The organism is Streptomyces sp. NPDC058195, from assembly GCF_042883525.1.
In the GTDB taxonomy this organism is placed as follows: Bacteria; Actinomycetota; Actinomycetes; order Streptomycetales; family Streptomycetaceae; genus Streptomyces.
In genome coordinates this window covers 224,078-249,462 of sequence record NZ_JBHVVM010000003.1, presented here as the reverse complement: position 1 = coordinate 249,462, position 25,385 = coordinate 224,078, and the positions used below count along the sequence as shown (strand labels likewise).

Here is a 25,385-nt window from a genome sequence, read left to right as displayed (position 1 = left end):
CCGTCCCGAGCTGCGCCCCGGCGCGGAGGAGTCACCTTGTCGCTACGCCTCACCGCACTGACCGACCCGGACCCGTCCCCGGGCAGCCGCCGCCTGGCCTGGCTCGCCGCCGACTCCTCGGGTGTTCCGCTCGGCTCGGCGTTCCTGCGCGTCCACACCCGCGAGGGGCAGGACCACCTCGCCGAACTGGAGGTCCAGGTGCATCCGGCGGAGCGCCGCGCGGGCATCGGCTCACGGCTCTTCGACACCGCCGTCGCCGCCGCCCGCGCAGCGGGCCGACGCAGCGTCCTCGCGCAGGTCCGGGCCGGGTCGCCGGGCGACGGCTTCCTGCGGGCCAGGGGAATGCGCACGGTGCTGACACTGACCTACGTACGGCTCGCTCTGGCGAAGGCCGACACCGAGGCCCTGCGCCGGGCCGTCGGGCGGCCGCATCCCGGCTACCGGCTCCTCTCCTGGGACGGCACCGTTCCCGGCGAACTCGCCGACACCTTCGCCCGGTCCCGCCGCGCCATGGACGACATGCCCATGGACGACACCGACTTCGGCACGGTCGTCTGGGACGTGGACCGGGTCCGTTCCGCCGCGGCGGCCGTCGCGGCCCGCGGTGATCTGCTCCACACGGTCGTGGCGGTCGACGCATCGGACGGCACGATCGTGGGCTTCACGGAACTGGTCGTCCCCGGCGGCGGAACGGGCGACGCCCAGCACTACGGCACCGGAGTCCTCCCCGAGCACCGGGGGCACGGTCTCGGCGCGTGGATGAAGGCGTGCTCCATCCTTCAGGCCAGGGAGAACCACCCCGCCCTCGAAGGGCTGCTGACGGACACCGCGGACAGCAACACCCACATGCGGCGCATCAACGACGCGCTCGGCTACGAGCCGACCCATCAATCGCTCGAGTACCAGCTCGACCTCTAAGGGCTGTCGCCGCACGCCCGCCAGGGATGACGGGACAGCCCGTAGCGTGACGTGCCGGAGAACCCGGTCGTGAGGGACCGCGCAGTCAGGTGCGGGGCGGGCGGGCGGGACCGGCGCGGGCTTCGTGATCGTGGAGTTGCCGCGCTCGGTGAGCACCAGAGGCGTGTGCCTGTGCTGCCAGCAGGGCTGACCGCCTCCGCTCCGACTGCGTGACGCGGCGCCCGGCACCGCCACGCACCTGCGACCCGCGAGACGGCCGAACGCCCAGGGTACGAAGGCGAGTTCGTCAAACGCCCTTCAGAACACGATCGAGTGCCGCCCGGCCCGCAGGTCCCCAGTTCGGCTTGCCGCCGGGAAGGCCCCGGTCCCCGTTCTGTCCCATGAGCATCAGGAAGAGGCTCTTCAGGGCGGCCAGCCCGCGGGCGCGCCGGATCGCCGCCTCGTCCGCATGCGCGTACACGTCGAAGAACCGTGAGGCCGTGCCCGCCGGTAGCAGCACCCATGCGGCGGCGAGGTCCCACGCCGGGTCGCCGGCGAACAGGCAGCCGAAGTCGACGATGCCCGAGAGCGTTCCGTCCGAGACGACGACGTTCGCGGGATGGAGGTCGCCGTGCACCCACACCGGCGGGCCCTGCCACGCGGGGGCCGCTACGGCGTCGTCCCAGACGGCCCGGACGTCAGCGGCGCCGGAGCCGATCGCGTCGGCGTCGACGGAGTTGAAGAACTGGTCGAAGTCGTCCGCGCAGTCCCTGGGGTGAGCGCCGCGCTCCGTACCGGCCGGTGCGTCGGCGGGCGCTTCCACGTGGAGCGCCTGGAGGAAGCCCGCCAGCGTGTCGGCCGCGTGGGCGCCGCGGCTGATCGTGCCGTGGTCCAGCGGCTCGCCGGAAACCCACGTCATCACGGTCCAGTGCTTGGGAAAGCGCTCGGACGGCTCCCCGAGCCGTACCGGAGTCGGAATCGGCAGCGGCAGCCGCGGAGCCAGCACGGGCAGCCACCGCCGCTCGTTGAGCTGGAGCTCCGGGGTGGGGTCCTTCCGCTGCATGCGCACGGCCAACTCGTCCCCGAGGCGCCACATCTGATTGCCCCAGCCACCCGCCACCTCGCGGAGGGCCAGCCCCGCAAGGTCCGGATGCTGCTCCCGCAGGAGGTCGCGGACCAGGTCTGCGGTGATCTCGAATTCGGTCATGCGAAGCCACAGTACCGAGTCGGCGGTCGGAGCACCTCTCGCTCACCGGATCGCCTCGCGGCGAACGCCCCTCACTGACGCGGCTTCGGAGAGCCGCAGGCCAGAAGCATGGGGGCGGACCAGGCGTACAGCACGACGGGGTTGTCGGTGCGGTGCGGCACCCCGCGGTGCCCGTCCTTCTGAGGACTTTGGTGTGCCTCATGAGACACACCAGGCATCAGGCCGTGGCAGTCGCGGCGCTTCTTGCGCTGTGGTGACTTTCCGCGAGCCTGAGCAGGGGATCCGCTTCGAATGGGGCGGCTGACGGCCGGGGTCTGGACGCCGACGCGGGTCCTGGCCTGTACCGGCCGAGGACCCGCGCGGGCCGTGGGGCGGGGGTCAGCTCGGCTGGTCGCCGGTGTACCGGTAGATGTCGCCCGCGCTGTTGACGTGCCACGCGGTGCCGTCGGCGCCGGCGGCGATGTCGGTGGCGGTGCCGGGGATCTTGATCCACGGGTTGGTGCCACTGGCGTCGTTGTTGGTGTACCGGTAAATGCTGCCGGCTGGGTCAACGCCCCACACGTTCGTCCGGGAGCCCACCGCGATGCGCTTCAGGCTGCCGGGGACGTTCTTCCACGGGTTCGCGCTGTCCTGGTCTCCGGTGTACCGGTAGACCTGGTTGCCGCTGTTGACACCCCACACGGTGCCGTCGGCGCCCGCGCCGATGTCGCTCAGCGCTCCGGGGATCTTGATCCACGGGTTGGCGTCGTGGTTCGTGTACCGGTAGATGGCGTTGGCGGAGTCCACCCCCCACACGTTCGTCCGGGAGCCCGCGTCGATGCGGACCAGGCTCCCGCTGATGCCGACCCAGTTCGTCGTGCCCTGGTCCCCGGTGTACCGGTAGATCTGGTTCCCTGCGTTGACACCCCATACCGTGCCGTCCGATGCGGCGCCGATGTCTCGCAGCGCCCCCGGGATGTTGATCCACGGGCTGCCGTCGTAGTTGGTGTACCGGTAGATGGCGTCTGCCGAGTTCGTACCCCACACCGTCGTCCTGGACCCTGCCGAGATGGCCGAGAGACTGCCCGCGACCTTCACCCAATCCGCCATGCCACATCACCTTTCGCGAACGGATACCGACCCGGCCATCTTCGGGAGAGGAGCGGTCTTCCAGAATCCGCGAATACCTGTCCTAAAACTGAACAGGCCAGTAAATCGATGTTTCCATCGCTGCCGCCGTGCGGGACGGGCGCAAGTGGGGCTTGGCCGGAGGCGTTTCGGCTGAAAGTGCTGTCCCACCCGCGAGGGTCGACACGCGCGCCGGTTTGTGCTTCCTGCCGGGACGTTGCCGTAGTCGGAGGCAGGTCCGGCAGGCCACTGCGTGCCAGTGGCCTGCCGGACAAGCGCCATGCCCGTGAGTGAATGTGCGCTTACTGTTGGTCATGGGAGGGTTTGATGCGTCGGCAGTGAGCCGTCCGGTGAGGGGGCACCATGTCCGAGATCAAGCCCAACGCCAAGGGCCAGGGCGAACAGGCCGATTGCCTCGGGACCAGTGGGCCGGAGCGCAGGCGCTCTTCCGGCATCCTCGGGTGCCAGGCCGGTGCGGACGCGGTGTATCCGGACGGGATGACGCCACCGGCCCGAGGGGTCGGCGGAGGCGTCCGCCGCCACTTCCACCACGACGTCCGGCCGTGTCGGGATGACACCGGGCAGTTCCGAACTGCCCCACCGCGCCGAGGACGTCCGTCCCTGTGACGGACGGGGCTGTCGGCTGGTGCGCGTACGGCCTGCACCGTGGCGAGGGTGACCAGTTCGGCATCGCTCGGGCGGGGCGTTGTGCCGAGCGGCGGGTGCCACGGCGCCAGGTCGGGATGATCCTCCAGCATGTCGTCGGTGGCCGCATAGAGTGCCGTAGCGAGGGTGTCCACGGCGTCACAGAACGGTCTTGGGCACCCTCGTCCCCGTCTCCTCAGGCACTTCTTGGACCACACCACCAGGAGGAACCAGTGTCAGACCCGCAACTGCTCACCCCCGAGGAGAAGCTCGCCGACGCGAAGAAGCAGCTGAGCCTCCCGCTTATCGTCGCGATCTGCGGCTCCACCCGCTTCATGACCCAGATGAACGAGGCCGATCTGCGGGAGACCAGAGCCGGAAACATTGTCGTCAAACCAGGCATTGACATGAAGTCGCCGCACCAGCTTTGGTCCGACCCTGTCGAGGCCGAAGCGCTGAAGGTCCGACTCGACGATCTGCACCGGGCGAAGATCCGGCTCGCTGATGAGGTGCTCGTAGTCGGTGACTACATCGGAGACAGCACCCGAGCCGAAATCGCCTACGCCCGGTCTCTGGGCAAGCCCGTGCGGTTCACGCACCCCGAAGTCGCCCCCGCTGCCTGACCGCCCGCTGCCACCTCGGCAACCAGGGCCGACGGCCCGCCGCCTGACCGTCTCGCGGTGGCTTCGGGAGCCGCCACCCCATGCCCTGCGCAGGCATCCCTTCGAGATTGCCCCCGTCGCGGATCCAGCCGCCCCGGTCGTGTGTCTGAGCGCGCTGCTCGGGCAGGTGGCCCGAGCAGCGCGCTCAGGGTTCCGCGCCGCGCACACGCTCACAGGGAGCTGATCCCGGAGCGGCGCCGGGTCGGCTGGCCCGGGGAACGGGCGTACGTGAGCACAGGGAGTTCCGGCTTCCGTGAAGGCGGCCGTGTGCCGACGGGGTGCCCGGTCCGGCTGGTCCGGAAGACGACGCTTCCGGAGGGGAGACGGCCCGAGCCCGTCACCTACCGCACGGCGACATAATCCCCGGTCGACGACTTCGCCCCTGAGGTGGAGTTCCCGTAGTACGTCCACCGCCATGTCCCCGGACCGGTGGCCTTCACCGTGGTCTTGAGCGCCCCCGTCCTGCTCGACGTCGCCTTCTTGACCGTTGTGTACGAGGAGGCGCCCGCCGCCTTGAACTGCAGGCTGACCGTTCGGCCCGCGTACCCCTGGTAGGTGTGGGTGTCCCAGTTCGCCCGTGTCACCCGCCCGGTCACGGTGATGGTCTTCCCCTTCACGGCCGGCTCCGGCGAGGCGTTGGCCGTGACGCGGGTGGCCCGCCTGATCTGCAACGGGAGGCCCTTGTCGTCGGTGTCGTGGGCGTCACCGGCGAGAAAGACCCGGGCGGCGGTCTGCCAGGTGCCGGCGTCCTCGTTGCCGAAGTCATGGCTCCGCGGATCGATGTACAGCCATTCCTCGAAGTCGCAGATTCCCTTCGCCCGGTCCACGACCTTGCAGTCGCTGGTGATGATGGCGCTGTGCACGGTGTCCCCGGTGTCGGGCTTCCCCCGGTAGGGGAACACCGTCGGCCCGAAGTCGTATCTGAGTCTGGTCGTCATCCGGAATCCCGCATGCACCTCGACCTCCTCCTTGACTCCGACCACGATCGGCTTCCCGCCGTTCACCGAGACCCGGGAGAAGGAGACGCCTCCCTCCACCGCCCCGGCCGGCACCGCCGCCACCCCGGTGAACACGACCGCCGCTCCACCGGCGACCACCGCTTTCCACATCGTCTTCCCCATCTTCGGACTCGTCCTTTCCCCCCGCAGCCCGGACCGAGCGCGTAGGCGTACCGGCCGGAGGTTCGTCCTCGCGGCTGACTGTGGGACAGGAGAGAGCCGTACGTGGTTGTACGCGGGTGCGGCAACGATTTGATCACCACGGCATCGCCCGGGTCCGTGTCCCGGGAGCGCCCCGACGGCTCCGCGGGAGGACCCGGTGATCAGCCTTGGCTCTCCTGCCCCAGCAGGGGGCCGGTCGCGCCCGGAATCGGAGCCTTCACCGAGCCGGGACTGTGCTCTGCCTCCACGCAAAACCCAGCGCGCCGAAACGTGTGTGCGAGACGCTCACGGGCGATACGGGCGATACGGGCGATACGGGTGACGCGGGTGAACTGGCGGGAAGCCGTCCGAGCCCCGGCAGGGACATCGGCATCCTCGGTGGGGGAACGCTCGGCCCCGTGCCTGGTTGCCACCGGGCACCGGTGGCCAGGACCCTGCCCCGGCCACCGGCGCTCCTCAGGGATCAGACGGTGCCCCGGAACGCGGCCAGGATATGTTCGGCCGCCGTCGTGGGCGTCAACTCGCCTTCACGTACCCGCTGTTCCAGCCCCGGAGTCAGGGAGCGTACCTCCGGGTGGGCGCGCAGGCTCTCCAGCAGTTCGTCCCGCACCATCGTCCACGTCCAGTCGACCTGCTGGTCCCGGCGTCTCGCGGTCAGCCGCCCGCTCGCGTCCAGGTGCGCGCGATGCTGTTCCAGCCGCTCCCACAGGGTGTCCAGACCGGTTGACTCGCGGGCGCTGCACGTGAGGACCGGCGGGGTCCACGCCGCGTCCGCCGGGTGCATCAGCCGCAGCGCACCCGCCAGTTCACGCGCGGCGGCGCGGGCGTCGCGCTCGTGCGGGCCGTCCGCCTTGTTGACCGCGATCACGTCCGCCAGCTCCAGGACGCCCTTCTTGATGCCCTGGAGCTGATCGCCGGTGCGGGCCAGTGTCAGCAGCAGAAACGTGTCGACCATATTGGCCACCGCCGTCTCCGACTGCCCGACCCCGACCGTCTCCACCAGCACCACGTCGTACCCCGCGGCTTCCATCACCACGATCGACTCCCGGGTCGCCTTCGCCACCCCGCCGAGCGTTCCGGCGGTCGGCGACGGGCGGACGAACGCCGCCGGGTCCACCGCGAGCCGCTCCATCCTGGTCTTGTCACCCAGGATGGAACCGCCGGTACGGCTGGAGGACGGGTCGACGGCCAGCACCGCGACCCGGTGCCCGAGCCCGGTGAGCATCGTGCCCAGCGCGTCGATGAAGGTGGACTTCCCCACCCCAGGCACTCCGCTGATGCCGATCCGCCGCGCGTTGCCCGCGTGCGGCAGCAGCTCGCGCAGCAGACGCTGGGCCAGCTCCCGGTGATCGGGGCGGAGGGACTCGACGAGCGTGATGGCGCGCGCGATGTACGCCCGCTTCCCGTCGAGTACCCCCTTCGCGTAACTGTCGATGTCGATCTTCACTGGCATCCGATCAGCCGCTCACGACGTGTGGCCGAGCGCGGCACCGAGCCGCGCCACCAGGTCGTACGCGGCATCGGGGATGACCGTGCCCGGCGGGAACACGGCCGTCGCACCCGCCTCGTGCAGTGCCTCGATGTCCTGTGGCGGGATGACGCCGCCCACCACGATCATGATGTCCTCGCGCCCCTCGGCCGCCAGCTCCTCACGGAGCGCCGGGACCAGCGTGAGGTGCCCGGCCGCCAGCGAGGAGACGCCCACGATGTGCACGTCCGCCTCCACCGCCTGTCGCGCCACCTCGGCCGGGGTCTGGAACAGCGGGCCGACGTCGACGTCGAAGCCCAGGTCGGCGAAGGCGGTCGAGATCACCTTCTGGCCGCGGTCGTGGCCGTCCTGGCCCATCTTGGCGACCAGGATGCGCGGTCGGCGCCCCTCGGCCTCCTCGAACCTGTCCACCAGTGCCCGGGTCCGGTCCACGGAAGGGGATTCACCTGCCTCGTTGCGGTACACACCGGAGATCGTACGGATCTGGCCGGCGTGCCGTCCGTACACCTTCTCCAGGGCGTCGGAGATTTCGCCCACGGTCGCCTTCGCGCGTGCCGCGTCGACCGCGAGCGCCAGCAGGTTGCCCTCCAGGCCCGGTCCAGGACCCCGCTCCGCCGCCGCCGTGAGCGCGCCGAGCGCGGCCCGGCAGGCCGGCTCGTCGCGCTCCGCGCGCAGCCGGCGCAGCTTCTCGATCTGCTGGGCGCGCACCGAGGAGTTGTCGACCTTGAGCACCTCGATCTGCTCGTCGCTCTCCACCCGGTACTTGTTCACCCCGATCACCGGCTGCCGTCCGGAGTCGATCCGCGCCTGGGTACGGGCCGCGGCCTCCTCCACCCGGAGCTTCGGAATGCCCGCGTCGATGGCCTGCGCCATGCCGCCCGCCGCCTCGACCTCCTCGATGTGCTTCCAGGCCCGGCGCGCCAGGTCGTACGTCAGCTTCTCCACGTACGCGCTGCCGCCCCACGGGTCGATCACCCGGCAGGTGCCCGACTCCTGCTGGAGCAGCAGCTGGGTGTTGCGGGCGATCCGGGCGGAGAAGTCCGTCGGCAGGGCGAGCGCCTCGTCCAGCGCGTTGGTGTGCAGCGACTGGGTGTGCCCCTGGGTGGCGGCCATCGCCTCCACACAGGTCCGGGTGACGTTGTTGAACACGTCCTGCGCCGTCAGCGACCAGCCCGAGGTCTGCGAATGGGTGCGCAGCGAGAGCGACTTGGCGTTCTTCGGCCCGAACTCCTTGACCAGCTTGGCCCAGAGCAGCCGGGCCGCCCGCAGCTTCGCGATCTCCATGAAGAAGTTCATGCCGATCGCCCAGAAGAACGACAGCCGGGGCGCGAAGGCATCCACGTCGAGCCCCGCGTCCCGCCCGGCCCGCAGGTACTCCACCCCGTCGGCCAGGGTGTACGCCAGTTCCAGATCGGCCGTCGCTCCGGCCTCCTGGATGTGATAGCCGGAGATGGAGATCGAGTTGTAGCGCGGCATCTTCTGCGAGGTGAACGCGAAGATGTCCGAGATGATCCGCATCGACGGCTTCGGCGGATAGATATAGGTGTTGCGGACCATGAACTCCTTCAGAATGTCGTTCTGAATGGTCCCGGCCAGTTTCTCGGGCCCGACGCCCTGTTCCTCCGCCGCCACGATGTACAGGGCCAGCACGGGAAGGACCGCGCCGTTCATCGTCATCGACACCGACATCCGGTCCAGCGGGATGCCGTCGAAGAGCTGCCGCATGTCGTAGATCGAGTCGATCGCCACGCCCGCCATGCCGACGTCGCCGGTCACCCGCGGGTGGTCGCTGTCGTATCCGCGGTGCGTGGGCAGGTCGAACGCGACGGAGAGTCCCTTCTGCCCGGCCGCGAGGTTGCGGCGGTAGAAGGCGTTGGACTCCTCGGCCGTGGAGAACCCGGCGTACTGCCGGATCGTCCAGGGCTGGTTGACGTACATCGTCGGGTACGGGCCCCGCAGATACGGGGCGATGCCCGGGTACGTGCCGAGGAAGTCGAGCCCTTCCAGGTCGCGCCCGGTGTACAGCGGCTTGACGGCGATGCCTTCCGGGGTCTCCCACAGCAGATCGCTGTCGGAACCACCGGTGGACTCCTTCACCGAAGTGCGCCACCGGTCCTCGGAGACCTCGGCGGCGCCGCCCGGACCGAGCTCGATGCCGGAGAAGTCGGGGATACGCATTACGCCACATCCATACGGTCGAGAAGGGAGGAGAGCACGGCCACCACATCGGAGCCCGCGAAGACGTACGCGTCGACACCGGCGTACTCGCCGGGCCGTCCGGCCAGGAACACCCGGCGGGCCCCCGCCGCGCCCAGCGCCCCGGCGACCTCCGCGGCCTGCTCGGCGTAGAGGGCGTCGCTGGAGCACAGGCACGCCACGGTGGCCCCGCTCGCCCGGAACGCCTCGGCGGCCGTCGCCGCGTCGACCGTGACCGGGTCGTGCACCGGCTCGATGCCGCCCGCCTGGAAGAGGTTGGCGGCGAAGGAGGCCCGCGCGGTGTGCGCCGCGGCGGGGCCCAGTGCGGCGAGGAACACCCTCGGCCGCTGTCCGGTCGCCGCGAGGTGCGCGTCGGACCGGGCGCGCAGCGCTTCGAACGCCTCGTCCCGCCGGACGCGGGGCAGACCGCCCGGACCGTCCGTCTCCACAGGCGCGGACTCGCGCTCCACCGGGCGCTCCGCCAGGTGCGGGAACTCACTGACCCCGGTGACCGGCTCCTTGCGGCGGGCCAGATCCTTGCTCCGCGCCGCCCACGTCGCCGCCAGGCGCTCCCCGATCATTCCGGAACGCAGGGCGGCAGCCTGGCCCCCGGACCGCTCGATCTCCTGGAAGAACGTCCACGCGGCCTCGGCCAGTTCGGCGGTGAGCCGCTCCACGTACCAGGATCCGCCCGCCGGATCGATCACCCGGGCCAGATGCGACTCCTCCAGCAGGATCGTCGAGGTGTTGCGGGCGATACGGCGGGCGAACGCGTCCGGCAGGCCCAGGGCGTGATCGAACGGCAGCACGGTCACGGAGTCGGCGCCGCCGACCCCCGCGCCCAGGCAGGCCAGCGTGGTGCGCAGCATGTTCACCCAGGGATCGCGCCGCGTCATCATCACCGACGACGTCACCGCGTGCTGGCGCTGGGCACCGGCTCCGGGCGCCCCGCAGACCTCCGTCACCCGGGACCAGAGCCGCCGGGCGGCCCGCAGCTTCGCGATGGTCAGGAACTGGTCCGCGGTCGCCGCGTACCGGAACTCCAGCTGCCCGCAGGCCTCCTCGACCGGCATCCCGGCGTCCGTCAGCGTCCGCAGCAGGGCGACACCGCTCGCCAGCGAGGCACCCAGCTCCTCGGCGGCCGAACCGCCCGCCTCGTGGTACGCAAGCGCGTCGACGGCCAGTGCGCGCAGCCCGGGAAACTCCCGCGCGCACCGCTGGGCCCAGTGGACCGCGGCCGTGTGGTCGGGTTCCGCACCGGTGCGAGCGGCCCGCCCCAGCGGGTCGGCGCCCAGATTGCCGCGCACGTCGGGCGCTTCGACGCCGCGCGCCGCGCAGATCCGCAGCAGTTCCGTGGCCGCGGCATCGGTCTGTTCACCGGCGTCCAGCACCACGGGGGCCAGATCGAGGTACACGCCGTCCAGCGCCGCCGCCAGCGCGGACACCGGGATACCGGCACCGCCGCCGACGGTCAGCCACAGCGAGGTGACACCGTTCTCCAGATCGGCCAGGACCGCCTCGTTGAGGCGGGCGACATCCGGGAGGGCGTGCCGTTGCCGTACGTCCCAGCCGCCCGCCGCGTTGCCCGCGGCCTTGCCGCCTCGGGTGAAGGGGGCGAAGCCCGGGTATCCGGCATCGGGCGCGCTGTCGCGCGAGGTGTAGAGGGGGCGGGTGATGAGCCCGTCCTCCACTGTGGTGGACAGCGCTTCCTCGGCGGCCGGACCCCCGACTTCCTTGCCCGACTTACGCAGTACGCCTTCGACGAGGCGTTGCCAGTGCTCATGGGCGGGAGCGGGGAATTCGGCGGCCAACGAAAGCCCGTCGGCAGGCAGGACCGTCATGCCCAGATGCTAGGTCAGGGCGCTTGGGGGCAGCTTCCGTTCCTCTTGTGACTTTGCCCTCTCCGGAGTGCGCTTGATCCTTCACCCACGGTGGCCTACGGGCGCCGCGGGGGCTGGGGCGGGCCGGGCGCGGGCCGCCGTCCGGACGGGGCGAGGGACACGGTTCCACAGGCCGGGCTCCGGTGGTGACGGGATAAGCCGGGGCGGAAATTCCCGGAATCCGGATCTCAGGCGGACCCTGGGGCGGAAATCCCCTTCCAGGAGAATTCAGGAAATCACACCGCTATTGGTGTGGTGTTCGGCCCGCTCGATGGAGAACACCCCGCGTGGGGTTCCGCTTTCCCGTTCTTAATGCCTTCCGTCCGTGCCTCCGATGGGCACTGACCGGCGTTTTACTTTGTCGATCCACGAGCCGCGTGCGACGTTTGTGAAAGTCGGATCGAATGATTTCGGATATCCGTCGGGAAATCAAAGGGGAAGTGCAACGTGCAGACCGCCAAGGCCGTCCCGGCATCCACCATCCTCAATCTGCGTGACCTGGGCGGCATCGCCCTCGGTCCGGGCCGCCGGGTCCGGGCGGGCGCCGTCCTGCGGTCCGGACAGCTCAGCGGGCTCGACGAGGAGCAGGGCGCGCAGGTGGCCGCGCTCGGTATCCGTACCGTCGTCGACCTGCGGACCGCCGACGAGCGGGCGGCGGCCCCCGACCGGCTGCCGCCCGGGGCGAGGCTCTTCGTCGCCGATGTGCTCGGGGGCAATCCGGGCGTGCCGCCCGCCCGGCTGCGCGCGCTGCTCGCCGACCCCGTCGAGGCCGGACAACTGCTGGGCGGCGGCAGGGCGGAAGAGATGTTCGCGGACACCTACCGGCAGATGGTGCTCTCGCCCGGCGCGTCCGCCGCGTACCGGGCCTTCATCGAGACGGCCGCCGACGAGAACGCCCGGCCGGTGCTCTTCCACTGCACGGCGGGCAAGGACCGCACCGGCTGGGGGGCCGCCGTACTGCTGATGATGCTCGGCGCGTCCCGCGAGGCCGTGCGCGCGGAGTTCCTCGCGGTGAACCCGGTGGTGCGGGACGCCTTCGCGGACCGCGTCCGGCATTTCCTCGACGCGGGCGGCGACCCGCGCATCGCGTCCGCCATCACCGAGGTGCGGCCCCGCTACCTGGACACCGCGCTGGACGCCATGGACGAGCGCTGGGGCGGTCTTGACGGGTACGTACGCGACGGCCTGCGCATCGCGGACGCGGTGCTGGAGCGGCTGCGGGGCGCCCTGGTGGTGTCCGCCTGAGCGGCCGCCGAAGCGGACGCCACTCACGAGGGAAGAGGTGGACCCCGGGGTTGACTTGATACCCCCAGGGGGTATCTTGTGGTGCATCGGGGGGCGCCGTCTCCCGGTCCACCGCTGGAGGGAACCGCCATGAACAACGCACTGAAGATCACCGCCTTCGCCGCCGCCCTCGCCGCGACCTTCGGGACCGCGTACGGCGTGGGCAGGGGCGTCGACCCGCTGGTCGGTGCCGAGGACCGCCCCGCGGGCCAGCACGGCGGCCACGGCGGGGGAGAGGAGGGCGGTGCGGTGCGGGCGGCGGACGGCACGCCCGGCGGGCTCCAGGTCTCCGAAGGCGGCTACACCCTGGACCTGGAGACGCCGACGGTCGAGGCCGGGGCCCGGTCGCGGATACGCTTCGCGGTCAAGGACGGAAGCGGGCGCAAGGTCACCGCCTACCAGCGTGAACACGGCAAGGAACTGCACTTCATCCTCGCCTCGACCGACCTCACCCAATACCGGCACCTGCACCCCGTCCGCGCGGCCGACGGCACCTGGTCGACCCCGGTCGATCTGCCCGAAGCCGGTGGCTACCGGGTGTTCGCCGACTTCACCCCGGCGGGAGCGGACGCCGAGAACCTCACCCTGGGGGCCGACCTCGCCGTCTCCGGCACCTATCGCCCGGCCGCCCTCCCGGCCCCCCGCGCGGTCGCCGAGGTCGACGGCTACCGCGTCACGCTCGACGGCGGGCTCCGTGCCGGGCGGGCGGGCGAGCTGAAGCCCTCGATCAGCCGTGACGGCCGCCCCGTCACGGACCTGGAGCCGTATCTCGGCGCGTACGGACATCTGGTCGCGCTGCGCTCGGGCGACCTCGCCTACCTGCACGTCCACCCGAACGAGGGCGGTCCCGGACCGGTGGTCTCCTTCACCGCGACGGCGCCCACCGCTGGTGCGTACCGGCTCTTCCTCGACTTCAAGCACGAGGGCAAGGTGCGCACGGCGGCCTTCACCGTTCAGGTGGGGCAGGCGTCCCAGGACGGCGGGGAACACAAGGAGAGCGGGGAGCGCAAGGAGAGCGGCGCCGGGGAGGCCGCCGGGCACGCCCACTGACGCGGGCCCGCACGGGCCGCGGGTAGGGTGAAAGGGCCGGGTCCGAATCTCCGGGAGGAGCGTACGTTGACCGAACGCAAACCTGCGGGTATGAGCTTCGAATCGTGGGTGGACAAGCAGGTCCGGGAGTCCGAACAGCGAGGCGACTTCGCGAAGTTGGAGGGGTTCGGCAAGCCTCTCCCCAGCCTTGAGGCTCCCTACGACGAGAACTGGTGGATCAAGCAGAAGCTCCAGCGCGAGGGCGTGTCGGTGCTGCCGCCGACCCTGGCCCTGCGCAAGGAGGCGGAGGACGTGATCGCGGCGCTGCCCGGGATGCGGACGGAGCGTGAGGTACGGAGCGTGCTGGCCGGCCTCAACGAGAAGATCCGGGCGAACCTCCGGCAGCCTCCCCCCGGGCCGCCGCTGAACCTGAAGCCGTTCGATGCGGACGCCGTGGTCGCCGAGTGGCGCGAGGCCAGCGCGTCGGCGTAGGTGCCTGCGCCGCCCCGGCGGACCGCCCGGAAGCCGGGTGCGTCATACTCGGCTCGTGAAATCGGGCGTTACGCGACGGGGTGGCGGGGTGCGAGCGGAGACCGTGCGCATCAGGCGGGCCACCGCACGGGACGCGAAGGCGCTCACCCGCCTGGTCCGGGCGTCCCGCGCCTACGAGGGGCGGTACGCCGCCATGGTCGCCGGATACCGGGTGGGCCCCGACTACATCGAGGCGCACCGGGTCTTCGTGGCCGAGCAGCCCGGCACCGCCCGGGTGCTCGGCTTCTACGCGCTGGTGCTGCTGCCGCCGGAGCTCGACCTCATGTTCGTCGCCGACGATGCGCAGGGGCTCGGGATCGGGCGGCTGCTCATCGGTCATCTGCGCGGCGAGGCGGGGCGTGCGGGTCTCACCGGCGTCCGCGTCGTCTCGCATCCGCCCGCCGAGGGCTTCTACCGGAGTGTGGGGGCCCGGCGGACCGGAACCCTCGTGGCCGACCCGCCCGTCGTGATGTGGGACCGGCCCGAAATGCTGCTGCCGATCGGCTGAGCGCGCAGAGAACGCGCAGCGCGCGTGGCACGGGGGCCGGCCGGAATCCTCGCGGACTCCGGCCGGCCCCCGTTCAGCGCACGAGGTCCGCTTCAGCGGCTCACGTCACGCGGGAAAGCCCCCGTACGGGCGCGTGATGATCTCCATGGCGTGACCGGCGGGATCGAGGAAGTACACGCCCCGGCCGCCGTCGTTGTGGTTGATCTCGCCCGGATGCTTCTGGTGCGGATCCGCGTAGTACGTGATCCCGAGCTCCTTGATCCTGGCGTACGCCGTGTCGAACTCGGCCTCCGAGACGAGGAAGGCGTAGTGCTGCATGACGATCGAGGACTCGGGGATGGCGGCGAAGTCCAGAGTGACTCCGTTCGCGGTTTCGACGGGGATGAAGGGGCCCCATTCCTCGCCGACTTCCAGGCCCAGAATGCCCGCGAGGAACTCGGCGGACTCCCGGTTGTCCCGGGCGTGAATGATGGTGTGATTCAACGAAACTGACACGGTGGAATGCCTCCAGCAGGCACTCACGGGCACCTCCACGCCTCACCCAGCCGGTGACCGACGCGCGATGCCGTACTCGAAACCCTAGAGGAATTCGAACTGACCGTCGAGCGAGTTCGAGAAGGTCCAGTCAGGCGGAATCGCCTGCTCCGGACCGCTGGGCTTCGATGACCGTGAAGAGGCCGCCGTCCGGATCCAGCAGCGTCGCCTCGCCGCCCCCGGCCGAGGCGGGCCGTTCGGCGAGTTCGCCGCCGTTCGCTGTCGCCGCCGCGACCGCGGCCGCCACGTCGGCGACGGGAAAGTGCACCTGCCAGTGCGGGCGGACCAGCGGATCGGGCGCGGCCTCCACCGCCCCGGAGCTGATCCGGGCGAGACGGTGCCCGTCGCAGTCGACGACGACCTCGTCCTCCTCGTACGACACCTCGCAGCACCCCGGGTGTCCGCTCTCCCAGCCGAGCACCTCGCCGTAGAAGATCGCCGCGTCGAAGGCGTTCCGGGTGAGCAGCCGCAGCCGGGCGTGCGAGTAGCTGTCCGGCGCGGGCGGTGAGGTCGAGGGGGCGGGCCGCTGCCAGATGCCGAACACCGCGCCGTCCCGGTCCGCCACCAGCGCCCCGCGCCCCCTGCCCAGCGCCATGGGGCCCACGGCGACGGTGCCGCTGCGCTCGCGGATGCGGGCGGCCGTCGCATCGGCGTCGGCCACCGCGAAATAGGGCGTCCACGCCACGGCCACCCGGAACGCGGCCGCCGTCGCACCGAGCCCCGCGACCGGCACGCCGTCCCGGAGCGCGACCGCGAACCCCTGCCCCAGCCCGCCCCTGCGGAAGGTCCACCCCAGCACCTTGCCGTAGAACGCCTGCGCCGAGTCCAGATCACGGGTCATGAGGTTGACCCAGCAGGGCGCGGCGGATCCGGTCAGCGGCGCCGGTGCGGGAGCCTTCCCCGAGGGGTTTGCGGTCATGGTGCTACTGCCTTCATCGGTCGTGGGCCCGGTGTGATCCGAACGAAAGCGCTGGGTGGTGCCGACCCCCCTCTAGGGTCTTTCGTTTGGATCAGGCTGTCAGGGAGCGGGGGCTGGTGCGTGCAGCTGCAAGGCGGAGGAAGGAGCCGACGCGGAGCGTCGGTGACTGACGACAACGCGGCAGATGTGCGTGCCGGCCCCCGCGAGCCCGGCATGATCCAAACGAGAGGCCCTAGGGCCTGTCGTCCGGCTCGCGGGGGATGGGCTCGTTGCCGTGGTCGCCGAGCTCGTAGGGAGAAAGGCCCCGGCCGTCGGGCGGGAAGTGGTCGTCCCCGTGCACGTCGCGTTCCTCCACGTGGCTGCGGTGGTCCGGCCGCAGCGGCTGCTCGTCGGGTCTGGGCGGTGGCAGTTCCTGGGCCCGTCGCCGCCGCCCCAGCCAGACCGCGCCGATGAGTACGGCCACCAGCACCACGCCGACGATGCCCATCACCGACCCGGTCGCGCCGCGGTCGTCGGCGAGCACGAAGGCCAGCGAACTCAGATCTGCGTTGGAAATGTCCATATGTGCCGGATACCCCATGCTGAAGCTCACACTCGAAAATTCACATGAATTCATGTTTTAAGTTGATATGTCCTTCTAGGTGTTTCGTGCGGGGGGAAGCCGTGGGCGCCCGGTATCCGGGGCCGTGCCCGCGGCCTCCTGTCGCCGTCGTCCGGGCCAGGGGCCAGGCTGGAGGCATCCCCGAATCGCCGCGAGCGGCGGCACAGCGAGCGGAAGGAACCGCCGTGAACACCATCAAGGAACAGGAAGCGGCGCGCAGCGGATACGGCAGGGAGGTGTCCGTCGTCGTCAGCGGGTGCGGGACGGCCGACGCGCGGACGGTCTTCGACGTGCTGCGGGCGGCGTTCACCACCGACCGCGCCTCAGCCGACGTCCCCCAGGACCTCGAAGGGCGGCGCCCCACCGCGTGGGTGGTGACCGTCGACGTCACCGAGGAGCGGGTGGTCTCGGGGTCCATCGCGCTCGGCGCGCCGGTGAGCGTCGACGTGCAGGGCGGCTACTGGGCGGTGGAGCGGCTGCGCCGGAGCCTGGCGCACGCCTTCGACGTGACGGTGGTGGGCACGGTCTCCGGTGACCAGGAGGAAGAGGTGCGGCTCCGCCTGGCGAACCGCGAGGCCGGGGCCTGAACGGAGGCCGGGGCCTGAACGGGGCTGAGGGGATGCGGGGCCTGGGCCGTACGCCTGGACGCATGGTGCGGGCGGCCGCCGCCCGGCGGTGGAGCAATGGCGGGGAGGACGGCGGGCCGTCTGGTAGAAACGGGCCGTCTGCAAGAAAGCGGACAAAAGGTCGCCTCTGAAAGGTGCGAGCGCGTGGACCCCTCCTGCGGACGGCACGACAGCGCGCGACGGCCGGGAACGGCGGGTGACCGCCCCGGTCCGCTTCGCGCGGTCCCCGGGACATCCGCCGGGGCATCCACCGGCGCGGTCGAGGGTGTGGCGCCGTGAAGCCCTTCGCCTATCTCCGGGTCCGCTCCGCCGAGGAAGCCGTCCGTGAGAGCACCGCCCGCCCTGGCGCGGTCTTCCTCGGCGGTGGCACCAACCTGGTGGATCTGATGAAGCTCGGTGTCACCTCCCCCGAACTGCTGATCGACATCACCCGGCTGCCACTGGACCACGTGTCCGACACCCCGGACGGCGGCCTGCGGATCGGAGCGACCGTACGCAACAGCGACCTGGCCGCCCACCCCGCCGTACGCGCCCGCTACCCCGCGCTGTCCCGGGCCCTGCTGTCCGGCGCCTCCGGCCAGCTCCGCAACACCGCCACCACCGGCGGCAACCTGCTCCAGCGCACCCGCTGCCCGTACTTCCAGGACACCTCCAAGCCGTGCAACAAACGGGAACCCGGCAGCGGCTGTCCCGCCCGCGACAGCGCGCTGCGCGACCTCGCCGTGCTCGGCCACTCCGCACAGTGCGTCGCCACCCACCCCTCCGACCTGGCCGTAGCGCTCTGCGCCCTCGACGCCACTGTCCACCTGAGCGGGCCGGACGGGGCACGGACCGTGCCCGCCGCCGGATTCCACCGGCTGCCCGGCGACACCCCCGACCGGGACACCGAGATCCGGCCCGGCGAACTGATCACCGAGGTGGTGCTGGGGCCGCCCCCGCACGGTGCCGCCTCCCTCTACCGCAAGGCCCGCGACCGCGCCTCCTTCGCCTTCGCCCTCGCGTCCGTGGCCGCCGTACTGAGCGTCCGCGACGGCCGGATCGACCATGCCGCGCTGGCCTTCGGCGGACTCGCCCACCGGCCCTGGCGGGCGCGCACCGCCGAGGACCTGCTCCGCGGCGCACCGGCCACCGCGCAGTCCTTCGCCCAGGCCGTGGACGCCGAACTGGCCGCGGCCCGGCCGCTGCGGGAGAACGCGTTCAAGGTGACACTCGCCCGCAACCTGGCCGTCGACGCGCTCGCCGAACTCGCCACCGCCCGCTGACCGCCGCACCGCCGACCCCGCCGGGAGGACCCCGTCATGAGCCAGGCCCCGTCGCCCCTGGGCACTCCCGCCGTCCGCCGCGAGGGCCGGGACAAGGTCACCGGAGCCGCCCGCTACGCCGCCGAGTACACCCCGCCGGGCTGCCTGTACGGCCGGATCGTCCCCGCCACCGTCTCCCGCGGCCGCGTCCTGGCCGTCAGCGCGGACGATGCCCTGGCCCTGCCCGGTGTGCGCGCCGTCCTCACCCACCACAACGCACCCCGGCTGAAGGAACCCGACGACCCGATCCTCGCCGTCCTCCAGGACGACCGGGTTCCGCACCGGGGCTGGCCGGTCGCGCTGGTGGTGGCCGACACCCCGGAAACCGCCGAGGCCGGGGCCGAGGCGCTGCGGATCGGTTACGCGGCCGAGCGGCACGACGTGCGGCTGACCGCGAACCATCCCGGCCTGTACACCCCGGACACGGTCAACGGCGACTACCCCGCCGTACGCGAACGCGGCGACACCGTCCGGGCCCTCGCCGAGGCGCCCGTACAGATCGACGCCACCTACACCCTCGGAGCCCTGCACAACCACCCCATGGAGCCGCACGCCACCACGGCGTGGTGGGACGGTGACGGGCACCTCACCGTCCACGACTCCAGCCAGGGCTCCACCCGGGTCCGCGACAGCCTCGCCGCCGCGTTCGGCATCCCGCCCGAGCGGATCACCGCCCGCTCCGCACACGTCGGCGGCGGCTTCGGCTGCAAGGGCACCCCGCGCCCGCAGTCCGTCCTCGCCGTCATGGCCTCCCAGCACACCGGGCACCCCGTCAAGATCGTGCTGCCCCGCCGCGAGATGGCCGCCCTGGTCGGCCACCGGGCCCCCACCGTCCAGCGCGTCCGGCTCGGTGCCGAACTCGACGGCACCCTCACCGCCGTCGACCACGAGATCGTCACCCACACCTCCACCCTCAAGGAATTCGTGGAACAGGCGGCCGTCCCCGCCCGGATCATGTACGGCTCCGCCACCAGCCGCACCGCCCACCAGGTCGTCGCCCTCGATGTGCCGAGCCCCTCCTGGATGCGGGCCCCGGGCGAGACCCCCGGCATGTACGCCCTCGAATCCGCCATGGACGAACTCGCCTCGGCCCTCGGCCTGGACCCCGTCGAACTGCGCATCCGCAACGACCCGGCCTTCGAACCGGACTCCGGTCGCCCTTTCAGCAGCCGCGGCCTGACCGCCTGCCTGGAGACGGGTGCGGCCCGCTTCGGCTGGTACGGCCGTGACCCGAGCCCCGCGGTCCGGGAGGAGGGGGAGTGGCTCACCGGCACCGGCGTCGCCGCCGCCACCTACCCCGTCTACATCACCGCCTCCGGTGCCCTCGCGCACGCGGCCCCCGACGGCTCCTACCGCGTCGGAGTCAACGCCACCGACATCGGCACCGGCGCCCGCACCGTGCTCGCGCAGATCGCGGCCGACGCGCTGGCCACCTCCCTGGACCGCGTCCGGATCGAGATCGGCGACAGCGGACTGCCCGAAGCCCCGGTGGCCGGCGGCTCGACCGGCACCGCCTCCTGGGGCTGGGCCGTGCACAAGGCCTGCGTCCTGCTGCGCCACCGGCTGCGCGAGCACACCGGTCCGCTCCCCGCCGAGGGGCTCACCGTCACCACCGACACCCGCGCGGAGGCCGGGCGGGAATCCCCCTACGCGCGCCACGCGTTCGGCGCGCACTTCGCCGAAGCCGCCGTGCACGCCCGGACCGGAGAGGTGCGGCTGCGCCGGATGCTCGGCGTCTTCGCCGCCGGACGCATCCTCAACTCCCGTACCGCACGCGCCCAGTTCATCGGCGGCATGACCATGGGCATCGGCATGGCACTGACCGAGGCCAGCACCATGGACCCCGTCTTCGGTGACTTCACCGAGTGCGACCTCGCCTCCTACCACGTGCCGGCCTGTGCCGATGTGCCCCGGATCGAGGCACACTGGATCGAGGAGGAGGACCCGCACCTCAACCCGATGGGCAGCAAGGGCATCGGGGAGATCGGCATCGTCGGAGCCGCGGCGGCGGTCGGCAATGCCGTGCGGCACGCCACCGGCGTACGGCTGCGCGCCCTGCCGATCACCCCGGACACCCTGCTGCCGTACCTGCTCTGACCCGGGCGGCGGCCCCCTGTTGCGGGACCGGGCGCGCCGGGTCACGCTGTGAAGTGACCCAGAAGAGACATCTGCTCACTCTTCGTGTTCGGGGGTCGTTGTTCAACGGGGCGAAAGCCAGTGGGCCTCGATGTGAGGAGCCTCGACGATGACCGTTCCACTCGACCGGCACTTCCTGGTCGAACTCCAGATCTCGGCGGAGCGTGTGTCCCAGCTGCAGCGCATAGTCGCCGCACATCTTCGTCACTGGAATCTTGAACTCCACGTCCGGCCGGTGTGCCGGGGCGTGGCGGAACTGCTGACCAACGTCCACCGCCATGTCGGTGACGGCAACAAGTGCACCGTCGAGCTCCGCTGGTCCGGGCGGCACCTCACGGTCTCCGTCGCCGACGAGGGGGCCGGCATGCCGCGGCTGCTGGGCACCGGCGGCGGTGGCCTCAGCCGGGTGATGGCGCTCAGCGACAGCTGGGGCACCTGCCGCACCGACGAGGGCAAGGTCGTCTGGTTCACCCGGTACGCCGAGGAGCCGCGCAGCCTCGACCGGGTGCCGCTCGCCCCGCTGTCCGGCGGACCCGAGTTCCGCCGCCCGCCCGCGGTGACGCTCGCCCCCGCCGACCCCGTGACGGTGGCCGACCCCGCTCTCGTCTGATCCGGGACGGCTGACGGGACCGCCGGCCGGATGTCCGCCCGGCGGGACCGGCGAGTGCGGCACGGCGCACGGCGGGGCGGGGGCGAAGAACCGAGTCAAGGAGGCCACGGCCATGCCCATCGCGACGGTCAACCCCGCGAACGGCGAAACCCTCAGGACGTTCGAGGCGCTGGGCGCGGAGGGCATCGAGCAACGGCTCGCCACCGCCCGCGCCGCGTTCGGCGCGTACCGGACCACCGGTTTCACCGAACGGGCCCGTCTGCTGAACCAGGCCGCCGCGCTGCTCGACGAGGACCGGCAGGACATCGCGCGCACCATGACCACCGAGATGGGCAAACCCGTCAAAGCGGCCCGCGCGGAGGCCGCCAAGTGCGCCAAGGCCATGCGCTGGTACGCGGCCCACGCGGAGGAACTCCTCGCCGACGAGCAGCCGTCCGCCGAGGACGTACGGGACTCCGGGGCCTCCCGGGCCCACGTCCACTACCGGCCGCTCGGCCCCGTGCTCGCCGTGATGCCGTGGAACTTCCCGCTCTGGCAGGTCGTACGCTTCGCCGCCCCGGCGCTCATGGCCGGCAACGTCGGCCTGCTCAAACACGCCTCCAACGTCCCGCAGACCGCGATGTACCTGGAGGGGCTGTTCCGCCGCGCCGGATACCCGGCGGGCTGCTTCCAGTCCCTGCTGGTGGGCTCGGGGGCGGTCGAGGCGATCCTGCGCGACCCCAGGGTCGCCGCGGCCACACTCACCGGCAGCGAACCGGCGGGCCGCTCGGTCGCGTCGATCGCCGGGGACGAGGTGAAGCCCACCGTCCTGGAACTCGGCGGCAGCGACCCGTACCTCGTCATGCCCTCGGCGGACGTCGCCAGGGCCGCCCGTACCGCCGTGACCGCGCGGGTGCAGAACAACGGGCAGTCCTGCATCGCCGCCAAACGGTTCATCGTGCACACCGACGTGTACGACGAGTTCGCCGAACGGTTCACCGTCGGCATGAGCGATCTGACGGTCGGCGATCCGATGCTGGAGTCCACCGACGTCGGCCCGCTCGCCAGCGAACAGGGCCGCACCGACCTGGCGGAACTGGTGGACGACGCGGTACGGCAGGGCGCCGGTGTGCTGTGCGGCGGCGGCAGACCCGAGGGCCTCGCCCCGGAGCTGGAGCGCGGCTGGTTCTACGCCCCCACCGTCCTCGCCGGGATCACCCCGGCCATGCGCATCCACCACGAGGAGTCCTTCGGGCCCGTCGCCTCGCTCTACCGGGTCGACGGAATCGCGGAAGCGGTGGAGCTCGCCAACGACAGCCCCTTCGGCCTCAGCTCCAATGTGTGGACCCGGGACACGGAGGAGGCACGCCGCTGCGTACGCGACCTCCAGGCGGGCGGCGTCTTCTTCAACGGCATGACCGCCTCCCACCCCGCGCTGCCCTTCGGCGGCGTCAAACGCTCCGGCTACGGACGCGAACTCGCTGGGCAGGGCATCCGCGCCTTCTGCAACACGACCACGGTCTGGTACGGCCCTTAGGAGGCGGAGGGCACAGGCCTGCGGCGCCGCGGTGTCCGGCGCGCCCGCGCGGCGCTGCCGAAACGCCCGCGTGGCCCCCGCCACGAGGACGCTTCCCGTGCCCTGCGGCCACACGCTCCTTCCCCCCGCACCCCCGTGCCAGACACCCTAGGGAGCCCCATGAGCGACACCCCCGGTCCGGCGACCCCGTCCGGCCCGACCGACGAGGAGATCGCGGCACTCGACGCGCACTGGCGAGCCGCCAACTACCTGTCCGTCGGCCAGATCTACCTGATGGCCAACCCGCTCCTGACCCGGCCGCTCGTACGGACGGACATCAAACCGCGGCTGCTCGGCCACTGGGGCACCTCACCGGGGCTCAACCTGGTCCACACCCACCTCAACCGCGTCATCAAGTCCCGCGGCGTGCGCGGCCTGTGCGTCTGGGGCCCCGGCCACGGCGGACCCGCGGTCCTCGCCAACTCCTGGCTGGAGGGCAGCTACACGCAGACCTACCCTGACGTCCCCCGCGACGCCGAGGGCATGGGGCAGCTGTTCAGGCAGTTCTCCTTCCCCGGCGGGGTACCCAGCCACGTGGCGCCGCAGACCCCCGGATCCATCCACGAGGGCGGGGAACTCGGCTACGCCCTCACCCACGCCTACGGAGCCGCCTTCGACCACCCCGAACTGCTCGTCACCTGCGTGGTCGGCGACGGTGAGGCCGAGACCGGGCCGCTCGCGGCGTCCTGGCACTCCAACAAATTCCTCGACCCGGTCCACGACGGGGCCGTCCTCCCGGTCCTCCACCTCAACGGCTACAAGATCGCCAACCCGACGGTGCTCGCCCGCCTCCCCGAGACGGAACTGGACGCCCTGCTGCGCGGCTACGGGCACGACCCCCTGTACGTCGGCGGCGACGACCCGTTCAGCGTCCACCGGGCGATGGCCGCCGCGATGGACCGCGCCGTCGACCGCATCCGGGAGATCCAGGGCGCCGCCCGCACCGACGGCGGGGCCGGGCGCCCGCACTGGCCGATGATCGTCCTGCGCACGCCCAAGGGCTGGACCGGCCCGGCCGAGGTCGACGGAGTACCCGTCGAGGGCACCTGGCGCGCCCACCAGGTCCCGCTGCCCGGTGTCCGGGACGACCCGGCCCACCTGCGCCAGCTGGAGGAGTGGATGCGCTCCTACCGGCCCGGGGAACTCTTCGACACATCGGGGCGGCCCAGCCCCCAGGTGCTCGCCTGCGTGCCCGAGGGGGACGCCCGGCTCGGATCGACCCCGTACGCCAACGGCGGTCTGCTCCTGCGTGACCTGCCCGTCCCCCCGCTCGACGGATACGCGGTCGAGGTCGACAGGCCCGGCACCGTGCTGCACGAGCCGACCCGGGTGCTCGGCGGGCTGCTGGAGGCCGTCATGGCCGCCACCGCCACACGCCGCGACTTCCGCGTCGTCGGACCCGACGAAACCGCCTCCAACCGGCTCGACGCCCTCTACGGCACCACCGCCAAGGCCTGGCAGGAACGCCTCCTGCCCACCGACGAGCACCTCGCCCGCGACGGACGCGTCATGGAGGTGCTCTCCGAGCACCTCTGCCAGGGCTGGCTGGAGGGATACCTGCTCACCGGCCGCCACGGACTCTTCTCCTGCTACGAGGCGTTCGCCCACATCGTCGACTCGATGGTCAACCAGCACATCAAATGGCTCAGGACCTCCCGCCGGCTGGCCTGGCGCCGCCCTGTCGCCTCACTGAACTACCTGCTCACCTCGCACGTCTGGCGCCAGGACCACAACGGCTTCTCCCACCAGGACCCGGGATTCGTCGACCACATCCTCAACAAGAGCCCCGAGGTCGTCCGGGTCTATCTGCCACCGGACGCCAACACCCTGCTCTCCGTGGCCGACCACGCGCTGCGCAGCCGCGACTACGTCAATGTGATCGTGGCCGGGAAACAGCCCTCGTTCGACTGGCTCACCCTCGACCAGGCCCGCGCGCACTGCGCCCGAGGCGCCGGTGTGTGGCCCTGGGCGGGCACGGAGGACGGCGGCCGGGAACCGGACGTGGTGCTGGCCTGTGCCGGGGACGTCCCCACGCTGGAGACGCTGGCCGCCGCCGACCTGCTCCGCAGACACCTGCCAGAACTGGCGGTGCGGGTGGTCAACGTGGTCGACATGGCCCGGCTGCTGCCCCGCGAGGAGCACCCGCACGGCATGCCGGACTCCGAGTACGACGCGTTGTTCACCCGGGACGCCCCCGTGATCTTCGCCTACCACGGCTACCCCTGGCTGATCCACCGCCTCACCTACCGGCGCGCGGGCCACGCCCAGCTCCATGTGCGGGGCTACAAGGAGGAGGGCACCACCACGACGCCCTTCGACATGGTGGTCCGCAACGATCTGGACCGCTTCCGGCTGGTGATGGACGTGATCGACCGCGTACCCGGCCTCGGCGTCCGCGCGGTGGCCGTGCGCCAGGCCATGGCGGACGCCCGCACCCGCCACCACGCCTGGATCCGGGAGCACGGCACCGACCTGCCCGAGGTGGCGGACTGGACGTGGAGCGGCTGA

At 71.7% G+C, this 25,385-nt stretch carries 21 protein-coding genes; 12 read left to right on the top strand and 9 right to left on the bottom strand.

Annotated features, from left to right (window positions below):
• Positions 1 to 36: 36 nt before the first annotated feature.
• On the top strand, positions 37 to 918 hold the full coding sequence (locus ACFVWY_RS05235; RefSeq protein WP_389867481.1) for a GNAT family N-acetyltransferase: 882 nt from the start codon (positions 37 to 39) through the stop codon (positions 916 to 918).
• A 286-nt stretch (positions 919 to 1,204) separates the two neighbouring features.
• Here ACFVWY_RS05235 and ACFVWY_RS05230 read toward each other — a convergent pair whose 3' ends face one another.
• Positions 1,205 to 2,104 (bottom strand): aminoglycoside phosphotransferase family protein, encoded by a 900-nt coding sequence (locus ACFVWY_RS05230; RefSeq protein WP_389867479.1) that lies wholly within the window; start codon positions 2,102 to 2,104, stop codon positions 1,205 to 1,207.
• Between the two features lie 378 nt (positions 2,105 to 2,482).
• On the bottom strand, positions 2,483 to 3,193 hold the full coding sequence (locus ACFVWY_RS05225) for a tectonin domain-containing protein (protein WP_389867477.1): 711 nt from the start codon (positions 3,191 to 3,193) through the stop codon (positions 2,483 to 2,485).
• An 896-nt stretch (positions 3,194 to 4,089) separates the two neighbouring features.
• Between ACFVWY_RS05225 and ACFVWY_RS05220 the strand changes: the two genes are divergently transcribed.
• Positions 4,090 to 4,479, top strand: coding sequence for a hypothetical protein (locus tag ACFVWY_RS05220; RefSeq protein ID WP_389867475.1), 390 nt, complete (start codon positions 4,090 to 4,092; stop codon positions 4,477 to 4,479).
• A 380-nt stretch (positions 4,480 to 4,859) separates the two neighbouring features.
• Here ACFVWY_RS05220 and ACFVWY_RS05215 read toward each other — a convergent pair whose 3' ends face one another.
• The 4 genes from ACFVWY_RS05215 to mutA form a co-directional block, all read right to left on the bottom strand.
• Complete coding sequence (locus tag ACFVWY_RS05215; protein ID WP_389867473.1) at positions 4,860 to 5,639, bottom strand: hypothetical protein; 780 nt, start codon at positions 5,637 to 5,639, stop codon at positions 4,860 to 4,862.
• A 502-nt stretch (positions 5,640 to 6,141) separates the two neighbouring features.
• A complete protein-coding gene (gene meaB / locus ACFVWY_RS05210; RefSeq protein ID WP_389867471.1) occupies positions 6,142 to 7,131 on the bottom strand; it encodes a methylmalonyl Co-A mutase-associated GTPase MeaB in 990 nt (329 codons plus the stop codon).
• A gap of 12 nt (positions 7,132 to 7,143) precedes the next feature.
• On the bottom strand, positions 7,144 to 9,345 hold the full coding sequence (scpA, locus tag ACFVWY_RS05205; protein ID WP_389867469.1) for a methylmalonyl-CoA mutase: 2,202 nt from the start codon (positions 9,343 to 9,345) through the stop codon (positions 7,144 to 7,146).
• Positions 9,345 to 11,204 carry a methylmalonyl-CoA mutase small subunit gene (mutA, locus tag ACFVWY_RS05200; protein WP_389867467.1) on the bottom strand — a complete coding sequence of 620 codons (1,860 nt, stop codon included), beginning with the start codon at positions 11,202 to 11,204 and terminating at the stop codon, positions 9,345 to 9,347. Before mutA ends, scpA begins: the two co-directional genes overlap by 1 nt.
• Positions 11,205 to 11,690: 486 nt before the next feature.
• Between mutA and ACFVWY_RS05195 the strand changes: the two genes are divergently transcribed.
• The 4 genes from ACFVWY_RS05195 (at position 11,691) to ACFVWY_RS05180 (ending at position 14,595) form a co-directional block, all read left to right on the top strand.
• Complete coding sequence (locus ACFVWY_RS05195; RefSeq protein WP_389867465.1) at positions 11,691 to 12,488, top strand: tyrosine-protein phosphatase; 798 nt, start codon at positions 11,691 to 11,693, stop codon at positions 12,486 to 12,488.
• Between the two features lie 129 nt (positions 12,489 to 12,617).
• Entirely contained in the window at positions 12,618 to 13,577 is a 960-nt protein-coding gene (locus ACFVWY_RS05190; protein WP_389867463.1) for a hypothetical protein, read from the top strand.
• Between the two features lie 66 nt (positions 13,578 to 13,643).
• Entirely contained in the window at positions 13,644 to 14,048 is a 405-nt protein-coding gene (locus ACFVWY_RS05185) for a DUF1992 domain-containing protein (protein WP_389867462.1), read from the top strand.
• A 55-nt stretch (positions 14,049 to 14,103) separates the two neighbouring features.
• Positions 14,104 to 14,595 (top strand): GNAT family N-acetyltransferase, encoded by a 492-nt coding sequence (locus tag ACFVWY_RS05180; protein ID WP_389867460.1) that lies wholly within the window; start codon positions 14,104 to 14,106, stop codon positions 14,593 to 14,595.
• 105 nt (positions 14,596 to 14,700) lie between these two features.
• On the opposite strand, the gene ACFVWY_RS05175 is transcribed toward ACFVWY_RS05180, so the two are convergent.
• From ACFVWY_RS05175 to ACFVWY_RS05165, 3 genes are all read right to left on the bottom strand, one after another.
• Positions 14,701 to 15,090, bottom strand: coding sequence for a VOC family protein (locus tag ACFVWY_RS05175; protein WP_389867458.1), 390 nt, complete (start codon positions 15,088 to 15,090; stop codon positions 14,701 to 14,703).
• 130 nt (positions 15,091 to 15,220) lie between these two features.
• The gene (locus tag ACFVWY_RS05170; protein WP_389867456.1) at positions 15,221 to 16,048 is read right to left on the bottom strand and encodes a VOC family protein; all 828 of its coding nucleotides are present in this window, start codon (positions 16,046 to 16,048) and stop codon (positions 15,221 to 15,223) included.
• A gap of 232 nt (positions 16,049 to 16,280) precedes the next feature.
• Positions 16,281 to 16,610 (bottom strand): DUF6479 family protein, encoded by a 330-nt coding sequence (locus ACFVWY_RS05165; protein ID WP_389867454.1) that lies wholly within the window; start codon positions 16,608 to 16,610, stop codon positions 16,281 to 16,283.
• Between the two features lie 224 nt (positions 16,611 to 16,834).
• On the opposite strand from ACFVWY_RS05165, the gene ACFVWY_RS05160 reads away from it, so the two are divergent.
• From ACFVWY_RS05160 to ACFVWY_RS05135, 6 genes are all read left to right on the top strand, one after another.
• A complete protein-coding gene (locus ACFVWY_RS05160) occupies positions 16,835 to 17,236 on the top strand; it encodes a hypothetical protein (RefSeq protein ID WP_389867452.1) in 402 nt (133 codons plus the stop codon).
• A 314-nt stretch (positions 17,237 to 17,550) separates the two neighbouring features.
• Positions 17,551 to 18,537, top strand: coding sequence for an FAD binding domain-containing protein (locus ACFVWY_RS05155; protein ID WP_389867451.1), 987 nt, complete (start codon positions 17,551 to 17,553; stop codon positions 18,535 to 18,537).
• Between the two features lie 36 nt (positions 18,538 to 18,573).
• Positions 18,574 to 20,673, top strand: a complete 2,100-nt coding sequence (locus ACFVWY_RS05150) for a xanthine dehydrogenase family protein molybdopterin-binding subunit (RefSeq protein ID WP_389867449.1) — start codon at positions 18,574 to 18,576, stop codon at positions 20,671 to 20,673.
• A 148-nt stretch (positions 20,674 to 20,821) separates the two neighbouring features.
• On the top strand, positions 20,822 to 21,322 hold the full coding sequence (locus ACFVWY_RS05145) for an ATP-binding protein (protein ID WP_389867448.1): 501 nt from the start codon (positions 20,822 to 20,824) through the stop codon (positions 21,320 to 21,322).
• A gap of 112 nt (positions 21,323 to 21,434) precedes the next feature.
• Entirely contained in the window at positions 21,435 to 22,838 is a 1,404-nt protein-coding gene (locus tag ACFVWY_RS05140) for an NADP-dependent succinic semialdehyde dehydrogenase (RefSeq protein ID WP_389867447.1), read from the top strand.
• A 159-nt stretch (positions 22,839 to 22,997) separates the two neighbouring features.
• Positions 22,998 to 25,385 carry a phosphoketolase gene (locus ACFVWY_RS05135; RefSeq protein WP_389867446.1) on the top strand — a complete coding sequence of 796 codons (2,388 nt, stop codon included), beginning with the start codon at positions 22,998 to 23,000 and terminating at the stop codon, positions 25,383 to 25,385.

Coding starts and splice junctions, on each gene's coding strand:
- meaB (WP_389867471.1), bottom strand. CDS start 7,131: ATGCCAGTGAAGATCGACATCGACAGTTACGCGAAGGGGGTACTCGAC.
- ACFVWY_RS05225 (WP_389867477.1), bottom strand. CDS start 3,193: ATGGCGGATTGGGTGAAGGTCGCGGGCAGTCTCTCGGCCATCTCGGCA.
- ACFVWY_RS05135 (WP_389867446.1), top strand. CDS start 22,998: ATGAGCGACACCCCCGGTCCGGCGACCCCGTCCGGCCCGACCGACGAG.
- mutA (WP_389867467.1), bottom strand. CDS start 11,204: ATGACGGTCCTGCCTGCCGACGGGCTTTCGTTGGCCGCCGAATTCCCC.
- ACFVWY_RS05150 (WP_389867449.1), top strand. CDS start 18,574: ATGAGCCAGGCCCCGTCGCCCCTGGGCACTCCCGCCGTCCGCCGCGAG.
- ACFVWY_RS05145 (WP_389867448.1), top strand. CDS start 20,822: ATGACCGTTCCACTCGACCGGCACTTCCTGGTCGAACTCCAGATCTCG.
- ACFVWY_RS05165 (WP_389867454.1), bottom strand. CDS start 16,610: ATGGACATTTCCAACGCAGATCTGAGTTCGCTGGCCTTCGTGCTCGCC.
- ACFVWY_RS05215 (WP_389867473.1), bottom strand. CDS start 5,639: ATGGGGAAGACGATGTGGAAAGCGGTGGTCGCCGGTGGAGCGGCGGTC.
- ACFVWY_RS05170 (WP_389867456.1), bottom strand. CDS start 16,048: ATGACCGCAAACCCCTCGGGGAAGGCTCCCGCACCGGCGCCGCTGACC.
- ACFVWY_RS05230 (WP_389867479.1), bottom strand. CDS start 2,104: ATGACCGAATTCGAGATCACCGCAGACCTGGTCCGCGACCTCCTGCGG.
- scpA (WP_389867469.1), bottom strand. CDS start 9,345: ATGCGTATCCCCGACTTCTCCGGCATCGAGCTCGGTCCGGGCGGCGCC.
- ACFVWY_RS05140 (WP_389867447.1), top strand. CDS start 21,435: ATGCCCATCGCGACGGTCAACCCCGCGAACGGCGAAACCCTCAGGACG.
- ACFVWY_RS05190 (WP_389867463.1), top strand. CDS start 12,618: ATGAACAACGCACTGAAGATCACCGCCTTCGCCGCCGCCCTCGCCGCG.